Here is a 15,453-nt window from a genome sequence, read left to right as displayed (position 1 = left end):
GTCAAGTCATCTCCGAGGGCGCTGCGACGCGCCCGTTGTCGAGCATTGTAAGTTCTGTTCCGCGCCAATCAACCGAGCGGACGAAGAAGCTGGCGACGAACACGGCGAAACTCGCGATGTCGCGCAGCGGCAGCATCCACAGCGGAGCGGTCGGCTCGCCGGCATGACGATCGACCACCCGGACCGTCGCCACCCGCACTGCCAGCGCGGCCAGCGTGATGGCAAGCCCGTAATTCGGATGAATCGCCATTCCGGCCAGCGCAATGGGCAGCGGAATGCCGATGAACGATCCGGCATAGCCTGCCGGCGACACTCCGCGCACCGTCGCCGCCCAGCGCAGTTCGTGCTTCCACAGCTCCACGAACGCGGTTTCGGTGGAGGCGTGGACCAGCAGCAGTGGCGGGATGGCGATGGCAAGGCCGCGCGCTCGCACCGCCTGCCCGATGGCGTGATCGTCGGCCAGCACATCGGCAAAGGCTGCGAACCCGCCGATCGCGTCGAGCGTTTCGCGGCGAAGCGCGATGGTGGAGCCCATGCAGGGATCGGCCAGCCCGCGCGTCTTGGCGAAGACCAGCCCGACCAGGAACTGATAGCTTGGCCCGGCCGAGGCAAGGCGCGACCAGAACCCGGCATCGCCGCGCCCGCGATAGAGGCAGGTGACCGCTCCGGTGCCCGGCTGGTCGAGCGCGGCCAGCACCTGCCCGATATACTCGCGCCCCACTGCCATGTCGCTGTCGCTGAGGATCAGCACGCCGTGCGCGGCCTGCCGCATCATGTTGACGAGGTTGCCGACCTTGCCGTTCGAGCCGTGCGGCGTGCCGTCGATCACCAGATCGATCCGGGCTTCGGGATAGCGCCGTTGCAGGGCGTGGACCGCCGCGATGGCAGGATCGTCGGCCCTTTGCACGCCGAACAGCACTTGCACCGGTCCCTTGTGGTCCTGCTCCAGGAAGGTGGCGAGGTTTTCGGCCAGTTTCGGCTCGGCGCCATAGAGCGGCTTCAGCAGCGTGACCGGCGTGGCACGGGGCGAGGCGGGCGAGCGCTGGGCCAAAAAGCGCGCCAGTACCCCCGTCGCGAAGGCCATGTAGGCCGTGCCGATCATGGCGAGCGCCAGCAGCACCCAGCCGAAGGCCGAAAGGAGGAGCGCGACTCCGGGCATAAGCGGCCTCACTAGCCGTTCGGCCCGGCGCTGGCGACCCCGGCGAAAGCCCGATCCCGCCTGTGGCGACGAAATATACGGAAAGCGCGCGCCGGGGGCTTGCCTCCACGGCTTGCCGCCATATGGAGGGGCCATGCTGGCAGCGAGCGAGATACGGACGATGCCATGGTGGACGATGCCATGAGCGATTCACGCGGTCTGGTTCTGGTAACCGGCGTCTCGGGATTTGTCGGCTCTGCCGTGGCGCGCGCGCTCGCGGCGGAGGGTTGGCACGTGCGCGGCCTTGTCCGGGCGACCAGCCCGCGCGCCAACCTCGCGGATTTTCGCGGCGAACTGGTGGAAGGCGATGCGCGCGACGCGGCCAGCATGGCGCGCGCGCTGGCCGGCGTGAGCACGCTGTTCCATGTCGCCGCCGATTACCGGCTGTGGGCGCCCGATCCGGAGGAGATCGTCCGCAACAACCTGAACAGCACCGGCACCGTGATGCGCGCGGCGCAGGCGGCCGGGGTCGGCCGGATCGTCTATACCAGCAGCGTCGCCACGCTGAAGCCGTTGCATGATGGCCCGGTGGACGAACGCAACGCCGCCGCGCCCGACGAAGCCGTGGGCGCCTACAAGCGCAGCAAGGTCGTGGCCGAACGGCTGGTCGAACGCATGGTGGCCGAGGAAGGGCTGCCCGCCGTGATCGTGCAGCCATCGACGCCGATTGGTCCGCGCGACGTCAAGCCCACGCCCACAGGCCGCGTGATCGTGGAGGCGGCCAACGGCAAAATGCCGGCGTTCGTCGATTCCGGGCTGAATCTCGTGCATGTCGATGACGTGGCGGCGGGGCACCTGCTGGCGCTGGCCCGGGGACGGATCGGGGAGCGCTATATCCTGGGCGGCGAGGACGTGATGCTGGGTGACATGCTGGCGGAGATCGCGCGACTGATGGGCCGCAAGGCGCCAAAGGTCCGCCTGCCGCGCGGGCCGCTCTATCCGCTGGCCTGGGCGAACGAGGCGCTGTGCCGGCTGACCGGCCGCTCCGATCCGTTTCTCACCCTCGATTCGCTGCGCATGTCGCGGTACCGGATGTTCTTTTCGGCGGCCAAGGCGGAGGCCGAACTCGGTTATCGCGCGCGGTCGTGGCAGGGCGCGATCGGTGATGCGATCGCATGGTTCCGGCAGGCGGGCATGATCCGATGACGGCTCTCGCGCTGGGCGGCCTGTCGTTGGCGATCTGGCTGGGTCTGATCTTCGCGCACCACGGTTTCTGGCTGACGCGCGAACGCGATACGCGGGGCATGCCGCCCGAACCGGCGGCGTGGCCCGAAGTCGTCGCCGTGGTGCCCGCGCGGGACGAGGCGGACGTGATTGCCCGGTCGATCGGCAGCCTCGTGGCGCAGGACTATCCGGGGCGGTTCCGGGTGATCCTGGTCGACGATTCGAGCAGCGATGGCACCGGCGACATCGCGCGCGCGCTGGATTCGGACAGGCTGGAAGTGCTGACGGGCGCACCGCTGGCGAAAGGCTGGACGGGCAAGCTCTGGGCCGTGTCGCAGGGCGTGGCGCGCGCCGGAAACGCGCCGACCTATCTCTGGCTTACCGACGCCGACATCGAACACGCCCCCGATACGCTGCGGATGCTGGTGACGCGCGGGGAAGCGGGGCGGCTGGCGCTCGTCACGCTGATGGCCAAGCTGCGGTGCGAGGGGCTGGCCGAACGGATGCTGGTTCCGGCCTTCGTGTTCTTCTTCCAGATGCTCTATCCCTTTGCCCGCGTGAACCAACCGACGGGGCAGGGCGCGGCGGCTGGGGGTTGCATGCTGGTGCGGCGCGAGGCGCTAGAGGCCGCGGGCGGCATCGCCGCGATCCGGGGCGCGTTGATCGACGATTGCACGCTGGGCGCGTTGCTCAAGAAACAGGGGCCGGTCTGGCTGGGGCTGACCGACCGGTCGCGCAGCATTCGCCCCTATGACGGGTTCGAGCCGATCGCGGCAATGATCTCGCGCTCCGCCTATGCGCAGCTGCACTATTCGCCGGTGCTGCTGGCGGGCACCATTGCGGGGCTGGCGCTGGTCTATGGCGTGCCGCCGACCTTGGCGCTGTTCGGGCATGGCCTGCCGCGCGGGCTGGGGCTGGCGGCGTGGGGATTGATGGCGCTGTCGTTCCAGCCGATGCTCCGCTTCTACCGGCGCAGCTCGCTGTGGGGGCTTGCCTTGCCGGTGATTGCGGCATTTTACGCGGGCTGCACGGTGCTTTCGGCATGGCAGCATGGCCGGGGGCGTGGCGGAATGTGGAAAGGGCGGGCTCAGGCCGCTACGGGAACGTGATGGACAACACCGGCCTCGCTTCGGGCAAGGGGCATCGTGACGAGAACTTTCCCGTCGCCAGCCTGCTCATCAAACCGGAATACCGCCCCCCGGTGATGGCGTATTACCGCTTCGCGCGCGCGGCGGACGACGTTGCCGATCATCCGACGGCCAGCGCGGACGAGAAACTGGCGCTTCTCGCGCGTCTGCGCGCCGGGCTGGACGGGGAAGGCGCACCCGAAGCCATGGCGCTGCGCGATGCGATGGCGGAACGGTCGATCGATCCCGTCAACGCGCACGACCTGCTCAACGCCTTCGAACGCGACGTGACGGTAAACCGCTATGCCGACTGGGACGATCTGATCGGCTACTGCCGCTATTCGGCGATGCCGGTCGGGCGCTTCGTGCTGGACGTGCACGGCGAAAGCCGCGCGACGTGGGCGGCCAATGACGCGCTGTGCGCGGCCTTGCAGATCGTCAATCACCTGCAGGATTGCGGGAAGGATTACCGCACGATCGACCGGGTCTATATCCCGCTTGATACCGGGCTGAGGATCGACGATCTGGCGGCGGACCGCGCCAGCCCCGAACTGCGCGCGATCATCGCTGGGCTGGCGCGGCGCACGCGGGGGCTGCTGGATCACGCGGCGGGCTTTTCCGCGATGATCCGCGATCGACGGCTGGCGGCGGAAGTCGCGGTGATTCACAGGCTTGCGGTCGATCTTTGCGACCGTCTCGAACAGCGCGATCCGCTGAGCGAGCGCGTCCACCACGGCAAGGCCGAAGCGCTGTTCATGGCGCTGGGCGCGGCGATCCCCACCCTGTTCCGGCGGGCCGCATGAGCGACGCGGCTGTCGCCAACACCGCGCCTGCCGCGCCCGCGGCCGCGCGCAGTTCGTTCTATGCCGGGATGCGCGTGCTGCCAAAGGCCGAGCGCGAGGCGATGTACGCGGTCTATGACTTCTGCCGGATCGTGGACGACATCGCCGACGACCAGCAAGGCGACCGGGCGGCGCGCGGGGCGCAGCTCGACCAGTGGCGCCGCGATCTCGACGCGCTCTACGCCGGCGGCGATGCCGGGCAGGCGACGTTCCTGGCCGAACCGGTGAGGCGGTTCGCGCTGGAGCGCGCGGACTTCGAGGCGGTGATCGACGGTATGGCAACCGATGTCGATCACGATGTCCGCTGGCCGTCGGAAGCCGAACTCGATCTCTATTGCGACCGTGTCGCCTCGGCGGTGGGGCGGCTTTCGGTGCATATCTTCGGCATGGAGCGCGAACCGGGCGTGGCGCTGGCGCACCATCTTGGCCGGGCGCTGCAACTGACCAACATCCTGCGCGATATCGACGAGGATGCGGCGATCGGCCGCGTCTACATTCCCGCCGAAGCGCTGGCCGAAGCGGGGATCGTGCCCGAAACGCCCCTGCAGGTCGCCGCCGATCCGCGCATGGACGCAGCGGCGCGGCGCGTGGCGGCGCGGGCGCACCGGCATTACCGCGAGGCGGCGGCCCTGCTGGCGACCAGGCCGAAAGGGCACCTGATCGCGCCGCGCCTGATGGAACACGCCTATGCGGGCATGCTGCGGCGGATGGAGCGCGTGGGCTGGGCACCGCCGCGCCGGCGCGTGCGGACCAACAAGCTGGCGGTCATCTGGACCGTGCTGCGCCTGCTGGTGACGGGATGAGCGCGCGCAAGGCGATCGTCGCCGGGGCCGGGTTGGCGGGCCTGTCCGCGGCCGTGCGGCTGGCGGAAGCCGGCCTTGCCGTGCGCATCGCGGATTCGGCGGCGCAGGCGGGCGGACGCTGCCGGTCCTACCACGATCCGCAGCTGGGGCTGACGATTGACAACGGCAACCATCTTGTCCTTGCCGGCAACACGGCGGTCGCGCGGTTCCGGGCGACGGTCGGTGCGCGCGAGCCGCTGGCCGGGCCGGCGCAGGCGGACTTTGCCTTCGCGGACCTTGGCACGGGCGAGCGCTGGACGATCCGCATCAACGATGGTGCGTTGCCGTGGTGGGTGTTGGCGAAGAACCGGCGCGTGCCGGGGACGGGGCTGTCCGATTATCTCGCGCTTGGCCGCCTGCTTTCGGGCAGGGCGGAGCAGACGGTGGGCGATCGCGTGCCGGTCAGCGGTGCCTTGTGGGAACGCCTGCTCGAACCGGTGCTGCTGGCAGTGCTGAACACCGATCCCGCGATCGGATCGGCACGTTTGACCGCGGGTGTGGTGCGCGAATCGCTGGCACGCGGGGGCAGGGCCAGCCTGCCGCGCATCGCCGAACCCACGCTGGCGGCGGCGTTCATTGATCCCGCGACGGCGTGGCTTGCCGCGCGCGGCGCGCCGGTTGCGCTGGGGCGCCGGTTGCGGGCCGTCGTGACGGAAGCCGACCGTGTCGTCGCGCTCGACTGGGGCAGCGGGCCGGAGCCGGTTGCCGCAGACGAGACCGTGGTGCTGGCCGTGCCGCCATGGGTTGCGCGGGCACTGCTGCCGGAGATCGATGCGCCGGATGCCTTCCACGCCATCGTCAACGCGCATTTCGCCATCGCGCCGCCACCGGGCGCGCCGCCGATGCTGGGCGTGCTGGGGGCGACGGCGCAATGGCTGTTTGCCTTTCCCGACCGCATTGCGGTGACCGTTTCGGCCGCCGACGCGATCGTTGACGAGGATCGCGAGGCGCTGGCCCGGCGCTTCTGGGACGAGATCCAGCGCGCCTATGGCTTCGCCGCGCCCTTGCCGAAATGGCAGATCGTCAAGGAAAAGCGCGCGACCTTTTCCGCCACACCCGCGCAGGACGCCAAGCGACCCCCGGCGCGGACCCGCTGGAGCAACCTGTTCCTGGCCGGCGACTGGACGCAGACCGGCCTGCCCGCGACGATCGAGGGCGCGCTGCGTTCGGGCGAGACCGCCGCGCGGCTGGCGATTGCCGCCGCGCAACGTTAAGAGGACGCCCATGGCAACGCTTTCGACAATGACCGATCCGCTTGCTGCCGTTGACGCGGCGGTGGACCGTGCCGCCTCGGCACTCTCCCGCGCGCAGCGCGCCGATGGTCACTGGGTGTTCGAGCTGGAAGCCGATTGCACGATTCCGGCCGAATACGTCCTGCTGCGGCACTATCTGGGCGAGCCGGTCGCGGAGGAGCTGGAAGCGAAGATCGGCCGTTACCTGCGGCGTACCCAGTCCGCCGAGCATCACGGCTGGGGCTTGTTCCACAAGGGCGCGTTCGATGTCAGCGCCACGGTGAAGGCCTATTACGCGCTCAAGATGATCGGCGACGATCCCGCTGCGCCGCACATGGTCCGGGCGCGCGAGGCTGTCCACAAAGCCGGCGGGGCGGAGGCGGTCAACGTCTTCACCCGCATCCAGCTTGCCCTGTTCGATGCCGGGCCGTGGTCGGCCGTACCTACCATGCCGCCCGAACTGATCCTGCTGCCGCGCTGGTTCCCGATCCATCTGTCCAAGATGTCGTACTGGGCGCGCACGGTGGTCGTGCCCCTGCTGGTGCTCTGCGCGAAAAAGCCGGTGGCGCGCAACGCCAAGGGCATCAAGGTAGACGAACTCTACACGCGCCGGCCGATCGACCGGAAGACGCAGGCGGCGGACCCCAAGTGGGTGTGGACCAAGAGCTTCAACGCGCTCGACAAGGTGTTGAAGGTGGCCGAGGGGCATTGGCCCAGAACGCTGCACCAGCGCGCGATCGATACATGCGCAGCGTGGGTGACCGAGCGGCTCAATGGCGAGGACGGGCTGGGCGCGATCTATCCCGCCATGGCCAACAGCGTGATGATGTTCGACGTGCTGGGCTATCCCGAGGATCACCCGGCGCGCGCCATCGCCCGCCAGTCGGTCGAGAACCTGCTCGTGATCCACGAGGACGAAGCCTATTGCCAGCCGTGCGTTTCCCCGGTGTGGGATACCGCGCTGGCCGCGCACGCGATGCTGGAAGCGGGCGGGGCGGACAACGTGGCACGCGCGGAAGCGGCGCTCGACTGGCTAAAGCCCCGGCAAGTGCTCGACGTGGAAGGCGACTGGGCGGAGGAACGCCCCGGCGTGCGGCCTGGCGGGTGGGCGTTCCAGTACAACAACGCGCACTATCCCGACCTCGACGATACGGCCGTGGTGGTGATGGCGATGGATCGCGCGCAGGTGGCGGACCGGATGCCGATCGATCGCGGCGTGGAGTGGACTGTGGGCCTGCAATCGAGGAACGGCGGCTGGGGCGCGTTCGACGCGGACAACGACTACGATTACCTCAATAACCTGCCGTTCGCGGACCATGGCGCCCTGCTCGATCCGCCCACGGCCGACGTTTCGGCGCGCTGCGTCTCGATGCTGGCGCAACTGGGCGAGGGGCTGGACAGCCCGCGCATGGCCGCCGCGATCGCCTATCTGCGCAAGGAGCAGGAGCCGGAGGGCAGCTGGTTCGGCCGCTGGGGCGTGAACTATATCTACGGCACATGGTCGGTGCTGTGCGCGCTCAACGCGGCGGGGCTGCCGGCGGACGACCCGGCGGTGGCGCGGGCGGTCGGCTGGCTCAAGGCGATCCAGAACCCGGACGGCGGCTGGGGCGAGGATTGCGACAGCTACGCGCTCGATCGCAAGGGCCATGTTCCCGCGCCGTCCACCGCGTCGCAGACCGCCTGGGCGCTGCTGGGCCTGATGGCCGCGGGCGAAGCCGATTCCGAGGCCGTCGAACGCGGCGTGGACTGGCTGGTCGCAAACCAGGAGGCTGATGGCCTCTGGGGCCAGGAATACTACACCGGCGGCGGTTTCCCGCGCGTGTTCTACCTGCGCTATCACGGATACCCGAAGTATTTCCCGCTCTGGGCCGTGGCGCGCTATCGCAACCTCAAGCGGTCGAACACGCGGCAGGTGGCGTTCGGCATGTGACCGAGCTGCGGTGAACTGGATCGTCGCCTGTGGCCTGAAGCGCGAAGCGGACCTGATCGGGCGCGGCGGGGCGTTTCACATCGTTGCCGGCGGCGGGGATAGTGCCCGCCTCGAAGCCGAGCTGGACGATATGGCGGAGATGTTCCCCGCCGTGATCCTCTCCAGCGGCATTGCCGGAGCGCTCGATCCAGCGCTGAAGGTTGGGGAGGTCGTGCTCGACGGCGATTCGGCGGCAGTCGAAAAGCTGCGCGCGATCCTGCCGGAAGCGGTCGTGGGCGCGGTGGCCGGGCGTGACGTCATGACGCCGACGGTGGCGGGCAAACGCGCCTTGCGGGCCGAAACCGGCGCACTGGCCGTCGATATGGAAAGCCATGTCGCCGCGCGCGTGGCGGCGCGGCATGGGCTGCCGTTCGCGGCGGTGCGGGTCATTTCCGATAGCGCCGAAGAAGCGCTGCCACCGGCGGCGCAGATCGGCATGAAGCCCGACGGAAGCGTGGCGCTGGGCGCGGTGCTGGCATCGCTGGCCCGGAACCCGGCGCAACTGCCCGCGCTGATCCGCACGGGCCGCCACGCCGGGCTGGCGTTCCGGGCGCTAGGCCGCGTTCACGACGCGCTTGGTCGCAGCGGGATTCTCGGCCTTGATCTTGGCGAGTTCGCGCTCGACGTGGCTTGAATAGACGTCGTCGGCGGGGCGCGCTTTCGACAGATCGACTTCAGGAGCCATCGGCCCATCGGTCTTCACGCCCTTGCGCGCGATCTGCAGCATCTTCAGCGGATGGCGGATCGCGTCGGTGGCGGCGGTGCCTTCGAAGCCGCAATGCGTCATGCAGTTCGAGCACTTCTCGTACTTGCCGACGCCGTACTTTTCCCAGTCGGTGCCTTCCATCAGTTCGCGGAAGCTGTCGACATAGCCTTCGCCCAGCAGGTAGCAGGGCTTTTGCCAGCCGAACACGGTCCGCAGCGGCATCGACCACGGCGTGCATTCGTAAGTCTGGTTGCCGGCCAGGAAATCGAGGAACAAGGGCGAATTGGTGAAGGCCCAGTTCTTGCCCTTGTTGCCCCGGCTGAACACGTCGCGGAAGAACTGCTTGGTGCGTTCGCGGTTGAGGAAGTGCTGCTGGTCGGCCGCGCGTTCGTAGGCGTAGCCGGGCGAAACCGTGATCTCCACGTCGCGGCTCTTCATCTCGTCGAAGAAGGCGGCCAGGCGATCGGGATTGGCGCCGTCGAACACGGTGCAGTTCACCTGCACGCGGAAGCCCTTGGACTTTGCCAGTTCGATCGCTTCCAGCGCGACCTCGTAGGTGCCGGGCAGATCGACCGCGTGGTCGTGCATCTGCTTGTCGCCATCGAGGTGAATCGACCAGGTGAAGAAGGGCGACGGCTTGTAGTCGTCGATCTTCTTCTTGAGCAGCAGCGCGTTGGTGCACAGAATCACGAACTTCTTGCGCGCGATATAGCCTTCGACGATGCGCGGCATGTCGCGATGCAGCAGGGGTTCGCCCCCAGCGATGGATACCGCCGGCGCGCCGCATTCCTCGATCGCTTCCATGCACTGCTCGAAGCTGAGCCGCTGGTTGAGGATGGCGTCAGGGTAGTCGATCTTGCCACAGCCCGGGCAGGCGAGGTTGCAGCGGAACAGCGGTTCCAGCATGAGGACGAGGGGGTACTTGCCACCCTTGATGTGCTGGCGAAGCGTATAGGCGCCGATACGGGCGACCTGGGAGAGCGGAAGGCTCATCAATATTCCTATTCAGCGGCCCTGGGGATCGCGGGCGCGGGACGTCGTAGCGCAGAAGGCAGACTGAACTCAATGTCTTCCCTTACGCCATCGAGTTGCGAGACGGTGACGGAGCGCAACCGGCCAAGGGCGGCGATCACGCTGTCCACCAGCACGTCCGGCGCCGAAGCGCCGGCGGTGACGCCAACGGTTTCGACACCGTCCAGCCATGCCGGATCGATATCGTCGCCGTTGTCGACAAGGTAGCTCCGCACGCCGAGTTCGGCGCCGATCTCCCGCAGGCGCGAGGAGTTGGAGCTGTTGCGCGCGCCGACGACGATCAGCAGGTCGCTGAGCGCGGCAAGTTTCCGCACCGCCGTCTGGCGGTTTTGCGTGGCATAGCAGATATCGTCCACGTCGGGTCCGGCGACATCGCTGAAGCGTTCGTGCAGTGCGGCGATCACGGTGCGCGTATCGTCCACGCTCAGCGTCGTCTGGGTGATATAGGCGATCGGCTGATCCGTGGCGACCGGCAGCAGGGCGACATCGTCCACGGTGGAGACCAGATGCACCGGCGAATCGATCTGGCCGATCGTGCCGATCACTTCGGCGTGCCCGGCATGGCCGATCAGCACCAGCGTCCGCCCGGCCCGCGCATAGCGCCGCCCCTGACTATGGACCTTGGTCACCAGCGGGCAGGTGGCATCGATCACGGGCAATTGCCGGACCTTTGCCTCTTCCTCCACCGTGCGGGCGACGCCGTGGGCGCTGAAAATCGTCATCGCACCCGCCGGAATGTCCGACAGTTCATCGACAAAGACCGCGCCCTTGGCCTTGAGCTGTTCGACCACGTGCTTGTTGTGAACGATTTCGTGCCGCACATAGACGGGCGCGCCGAAGCGTTCGAGGCTCTTCTCCACGATGTCGATGGCGCGCGTTACCCCGGCGCAGAAGCCGCGGGGATTGGCGAGAATGATATTCAGCGAATGGACGGGACCTGGCATTCGATTATCCGGAAAAGCCTTATTCATTGTGCGGCTGCTAACATGATAATGCTTAGGTGCAGCTCGCGAAAGTGGTCCCGAACCGTTCATAGAGCGTTCTTTCGCAGAAAGGTACCGCCTTTGTGCGTTCGCGGTAGACGGCTGCCGCGCTGACGCGATAAGCGAACCGGAATATCAGGAGTCCAAAATGCATCGTCCGATCCTTGCCGCGCTGGTTATCGCGCCCTTGCTGCCGGCCATGGCTTCGGCGCAGGCCGTCGATCCGGCGCGCGCCACCGTGCAGCAGCTTAACGACGGACTGATCAGAATCATGCGCGCCGGCGGCACAATTCCGTCGCGATCGGCGGCGATCGGCCCGGTCGTGGACCGGACCTTCGACCTTCCGCTGATGACCCGCCTTTCGGTCGGCCCCGCCTGGACGACCATTGCGCCGGCCGACCAGCAGGCGCTGACGGCGGCTTTCCGGCGCATGACCGTGGCGCAGTATGCCCGCAATTTCGATAACTGGTCCGGGGAAAGCTTCACCATCGATCCCAATGTTCAGGTACGGGGTACCGACAAGCTGGTGCGGACGACTCTGAATGCGCCGAAGCAGGCGCCGATCGCGATCAGCTACCGGTTGCGGCAGAATGGCGGTAGCTGGAGGATCGTCGATGTTTTCTATCGCAACGCGATCAGCCAGATCGCGACGCGACGTTCCGATTTTGCCTCCATCTTGCAACGCGGTGGCGCGCGTTCGCTGGTTGCGCACATGGATGCGATCGCTGCCAGAGGTGATAAATAGTTGATCTCGCCATTGCTTGTTCCCGCGGCGCTGGCTTTCGCGCCGGTTACGGCCGAGCCGATCGTATCGGTGCCGCAGCAGGCAATCGCTGGGCCGGCCGTGCCTGCCCCGGCAGACCCGGTGTCCGCGTCTCCCGTGGTTCTCGTGTCTCCGGCACAGCGGCAGGATGCGCCGGCTCCGGCTACGCAGCCGGCTGAAGAACGCCGTCACCACGCGAAAGGTGATCCGCTGGAAGGCTTCAACCGGACGATGTTCGGCATCCACCAGGGTATCGATCACGCCGTGTTCCGTCCGGCCGCGATGGGCTATAAGCAGGTGGTGCCCCGGCCGGTCCGGTCGGGCTTGCGCAACGCGCTCAGCAACCTGACCGAGCCCTTCATCTTCTTGAACTTTCTGCTCCAGGGCAAACCGGGCAAGGCTGTTGAAACGCTGGGCCGGTTCGTGGTCAATTCGACGTTCGGTGTCGGCGGGCTGTTCGATGTGGCCAAGACCAAGGACTTCAAGCTGCCGCATCGGCCCAACGGATTCGGCACGACGCTGGCGTTCTATGGGGTGGGGCCGGGGCCATACATCTTCCTGCCGTTCATCGGCCCCACCACGTTGCGCGACCTGTTGGGCAATTCGGCCGATGACGCGCTCCTGCCCCTGGTGGCGGGCAAACCGTTCAATTCGATGGAATACCAGCTCATCACCGGCGGCATCGGCGGGCTTGACCTGCGCGCCGAATCGGACGCCGATCTGCGCGCGCTGTTCGATGGTGCGGTCGATCCCTATGCCACCCTGCGTTCGGTCTATCTCCAGAATCGCGCGGCCGAGGTCGAGGAAGCCAAGGGGCATGCCGCGACCGCTCCCCAGCAGGCCGCGCCGGAACTGTCCGATCCGCTGAACGATCCGGAACTGACCGGCACACAGCCCGAACCGCCGGCGCCTCAGTCCGACGCGCCCGAGTTGCGTGATCCGTTGGACGATCCGGAAGCGACGCCCGCGCCGCAGCCTTAACCGGGCTTCGCTTTTGCGCGCGGTTGGGCTTTCGCGCGAGGCGGGCCGAGCAGCGCCGGTTCGAACACCAGCGCGCAGATCAGTGTCCAGATCAGCGAGATCATCAGGATCTTGCCCATGCTCGCCGTGCCGGGGTGGTGCGACAGCCACAGGCTGCCGAACGCGGTGCCGGTGGCGAAGGCACTGAACAGCACGGCGCGGGCAAGGCTCGATTGCAGCAGCCCGGTTGCGCCATCGCGCCAGGCCATCACGAAATAGATATGGAACGCCACGCCCACGCCGAACAGCAGCGGGAAGGCGATGATGTTGGCGAAGTTGATCGGCTGGCCGATAACCACGCAACTGCCGAGCGTCAGGAAGATCGACAGCACCACGGGGGCCAGCGTGAACGCCACTTCCTTCGCATCGCGCAGGACCAGGAACAGTAGCACACTGACCAGCAGGAAGGCGATCACGCCCGCCTGCACGAACGCGCCGGCCACGGTCGAGGCGGCGGCCTGCGTCGCCACCGGCAGGCCCGAGATCGCCGGCGTCACCGCCGCCACGGCATCGCGGAATCGATGGATCACGCGGTTGTCGTTGGCGTTGCCGCTGGGGAACACCTGCAGGCGCACGCGGCCGTCGGGCGCGATCCAGTCGCGCGTGATCTCTGCGGGAAGGCTGGCCCGGTCGACGGGAGCCGCCTGCAATGCCAGCCGCATCTGGTCGAGCATCACGCCGAGCGGTTGCGACAGCATGGCGTTGACCTGTTCGCGCTGCGCCGGCGTGGCCTTGGCCAGCCGGTCGAAGGCCTTGGCCAGCGCGCGGGCGTCCGCTCCCTCGGCGCCGGGATGTTTGGCGGCCACGGTCTGCAAGCGTTGCGCGGTGGCCGAGACGGCCGCCTGCATCTCGGCATCGCCCGGAGGTGGGGTGATGTCGAACGGGTTGAGCGTGAGGTCGAGCAGGGTCGAAGCATCCTGCACCAGCGCCAGCTTGGGGGCCTGATCCTCGGGCACGAAGCTGTCGACCGAGATCACGCGCGCCACTTCGGGCAGCTTGGCCAGCTTCTGCACAAGCTGATGCGCCTCGGCTTCGTTGCGCGCCAGCACGTCGATCGTGTTGGGCGTCCGGTCCGGATCGCGCGTCAGGTCGCCCAGCGCGCGCATGGCGGGCGCTTCGGGATCGCGCAGGTGCAGCGGGTTGAAGTCGAACACCACCCACGGCAGCGTGGCGATGCTGGCGGCCATGGCGAGCGCGAATGCCCATAGCACCGCGCCGCGCCGCCGTTCGAGGAATCGGTCAGCAGGGGCGAGTTGGGTGAACCCCACGTCGCCACGCGGGCTGCCGGGCTTCAGCAGCAGGACCAGCGCGGGCAGCAGCGTCAGGCTGAACAGCAGCGCCACCACCATGCCAAGGCCGGCAATCACGCCGAGTTCGGCGATGCCGACATAGGCGGTGGGCAGGAAGGCGCCAAAGCCCAGGAAGATCGCGCCAGCGGCCAGCGTTAGCGGCGCGGCGAGCGCGGCGGCGGCCTGGCGCAGCGCGGCGGCCGGTTCGGCGCCTTCGGCGCGCTCCGCGTTGTAACGCACGCAGATCTGGATGCCGAAATCCACGCCCAGCCCGACAAACAGCGGGATGAAGGCCACCGAAATCAGGTTGAACCGCCCGATCGCCAGCAGGCCGACCGCCGTGGTGACGATAAGCCCGGCGATGATCGTGATCATGATCGCGCCGACCAGCTTGACCGAGCGCGTGGCCAGCCACAGCGTCAGCAGCATCGCCCCCAGCATGACGATCGCGACCAGCCCGATGTTCTCCTGCAGCGTGGCGAACTCCTCGTCCGCCAGCGGCACTTCGCCGGTAAGCTTGACCGAAACGCCATGCGCCGCGTCGAGCGAGAGCGCCTTCGCGGCCGCCTGCACGGCTTCGCTCGCCGCTTCGCCGGGCATCAGCGCGGAATGGTCGAGCACCGGTTGCACCAGGATCAGGCGGCGCGTGGGGGGCGCCACCGCGCTGCCGTCCTCCGCAAAGAGCTTCTGCCACGAAAAGCCGGGGTTCTTGCCGTCGAGCGATCCGTCGATCGCGCTGGCGAGCGCCTTGAACGGCTTGCCGACGCGGGAGAGCGAGGTTTCGCCGGCATCGACGCCATCGAGCATGGTCGAAAGCGCGCCCGAAACGCCGCGCAGGCTGGGATCGGCGGCCAGCGGGCCGAGCAGGGGCTGGGCATCGACCATGGCGCGCGTGGCGCTGCGGACTTCGTTGGTCGAACTGTAGAGCAGGCCTTCGCGGGCGAAGAAATCGCCGCCGTCGGGCCGCGTGACGCGGCGGAAATGGGCGCTGTCTTCCGCCAGCTTCGCCGCGAGTTGCACCGTGGCGCCTTCGGCGCGCTCGGGCGTGTCGCCATCGATGATGATGAGCATGGCGTCGCGCAATTGTGGGAACGCCGCCTCCATGCGCTGTTCCTGCTGGCGCCAGCCCACCGAGGAGGAGATCAGCGCGGCCGTGTCGGTGGTCATTGCCATGCGCTGGGCGTTGACGAACAGCGCGCCCAGCGTGAGCACGAGGCCGATCGCAAGCGTGAGCCAGGGCCGGCGAACGCTCGCCGCAACGAGGGAGGTGGGGGTAGGGCGCATGG

At 68.0% G+C, this 15,453-nt stretch carries 13 protein-coding genes; 9 read left to right on the top strand and 4 right to left on the bottom strand.

Features of this window, described 5'->3' with window-relative positions; all coding sequences use genetic code 11:
* Position 1: 1 nt before the first annotated feature.
* On the bottom strand, positions 2-1,159 hold the full coding sequence (hpnI, locus tag FA702_RS05065; protein ID WP_136955267.1) for a bacteriohopanetetrol glucosamine biosynthesis glycosyltransferase HpnI: 1,158 nt from the start codon (positions 1,157-1,159) through the stop codon (positions 2-4).
* A gap of 165 nt (positions 1,160-1,324) precedes the next feature.
* Between hpnI and hpnA the strand changes: the two genes are divergently transcribed.
* Genes hpnA through FA702_RS05030 form a run of 7 tightly spaced genes read left to right on the top strand, consistent with a single transcriptional unit; the run spans position 1,325 to position 9,008 of the window.
* Positions 1,325-2,344 carry a hopanoid-associated sugar epimerase gene (gene hpnA / locus FA702_RS05060; RefSeq protein WP_370385497.1) on the top strand — a complete coding sequence of 340 codons (1,020 nt, stop codon included), beginning with the start codon at positions 1,325-1,327 and terminating at the stop codon, positions 2,342-2,344.
* Positions 2,341-3,471 (top strand): glycosyltransferase, encoded by a 1,131-nt coding sequence (locus tag FA702_RS05055; RefSeq protein ID WP_136955265.1) that lies wholly within the window; start codon positions 2,341-2,343, stop codon positions 3,469-3,471. Before hpnA ends, FA702_RS05055 begins: the two co-directional genes overlap by 4 nt.
* Entirely contained in the window at positions 3,471-4,292 is an 822-nt protein-coding gene (gene hpnC, locus FA702_RS05050; protein WP_136955264.1) for a squalene synthase HpnC, read from the top strand. Before FA702_RS05055 ends, hpnC begins: the two co-directional genes overlap by 1 nt.
* Positions 4,289-5,134 (top strand): presqualene diphosphate synthase HpnD, encoded by an 846-nt coding sequence (gene hpnD, locus FA702_RS05045; RefSeq protein WP_136955263.1) that lies wholly within the window; start codon positions 4,289-4,291, stop codon positions 5,132-5,134. Before hpnC ends, hpnD begins: the two co-directional genes overlap by 4 nt.
* Entirely contained in the window at positions 5,131-6,387 is a 1,257-nt protein-coding gene (gene hpnE / locus FA702_RS05040) for a hydroxysqualene dehydroxylase HpnE (RefSeq protein ID WP_136955262.1), read from the top strand. Before hpnD ends, hpnE begins: the two co-directional genes overlap by 4 nt.
* 10 nt (positions 6,388-6,397) lie before the next feature.
* Entirely contained in the window at positions 6,398-8,335 is a 1,938-nt protein-coding gene (shc, locus tag FA702_RS05035; RefSeq protein ID WP_255504718.1) for a squalene--hopene cyclase, read from the top strand.
* A gap of 10 nt (positions 8,336-8,345) precedes the next feature.
* Entirely contained in the window at positions 8,346-9,008 is a 663-nt protein-coding gene (locus FA702_RS05030; protein ID WP_136955261.1) for a phosphorylase, read from the top strand.
* Here the strand turns inward: FA702_RS05030 and hpnH are convergent.
* Together hpnH and ispH are read right to left on the bottom strand one after the other, a co-directional pair.
* Positions 8,928-10,073, bottom strand: coding sequence for an adenosyl-hopene transferase HpnH (hpnH, locus tag FA702_RS05025; RefSeq protein ID WP_136955260.1), 1,146 nt, complete (start codon positions 10,071-10,073; stop codon positions 8,928-8,930). The genes FA702_RS05030 and hpnH overlap by 81 nt on opposite strands.
* Before the next feature lie 8 nt (positions 10,074-10,081).
* Positions 10,082-11,056 carry a 4-hydroxy-3-methylbut-2-enyl diphosphate reductase gene (gene ispH / locus FA702_RS05020; protein ID WP_136955259.1) on the bottom strand — a complete coding sequence of 325 codons (975 nt, stop codon included), beginning with the start codon at positions 11,054-11,056 and terminating at the stop codon, positions 10,082-10,084.
* Positions 11,057-11,243: 187 nt separating this feature from the next.
* Here ispH and FA702_RS05015 point away from each other — a divergent pair, with 187 nt between their 5' ends.
* Both FA702_RS05015 and FA702_RS05010 read left to right on the top strand, forming a co-directional pair.
* Positions 11,244-11,840, top strand: a complete 597-nt coding sequence (locus tag FA702_RS05015; RefSeq protein WP_136955258.1) for an ABC transporter substrate-binding protein — start codon at positions 11,244-11,246, stop codon at positions 11,838-11,840.
* Entirely contained in the window at positions 11,841-12,839 is a 999-nt protein-coding gene (locus tag FA702_RS05010) for a VacJ family lipoprotein (RefSeq protein ID WP_136955257.1), read from the top strand. It begins immediately after the preceding gene.
* Here the strand turns inward: FA702_RS05010 and FA702_RS05005 are convergent.
* Positions 12,836-15,451, bottom strand: coding sequence for an MMPL family transporter (locus FA702_RS05005; protein ID WP_136955256.1), 2,616 nt, complete (start codon positions 15,449-15,451; stop codon positions 12,836-12,838). The genes FA702_RS05010 and FA702_RS05005 overlap by 4 nt on opposite strands.
* Between the last annotated feature and the right edge of the window lie 2 nt (positions 15,452-15,453).

Origin of the sequence: Novosphingobium sp. EMRT-2 (assembly GCF_005145025.1) — a bacterium.
GTDB lineage: Bacteria > Pseudomonadota > Alphaproteobacteria > Sphingomonadales > Sphingomonadaceae > Novosphingobium.
Note: the sequence above shows the minus strand (reverse complement) of the source record. Positions and strands in the feature narration are given on the sequence as shown.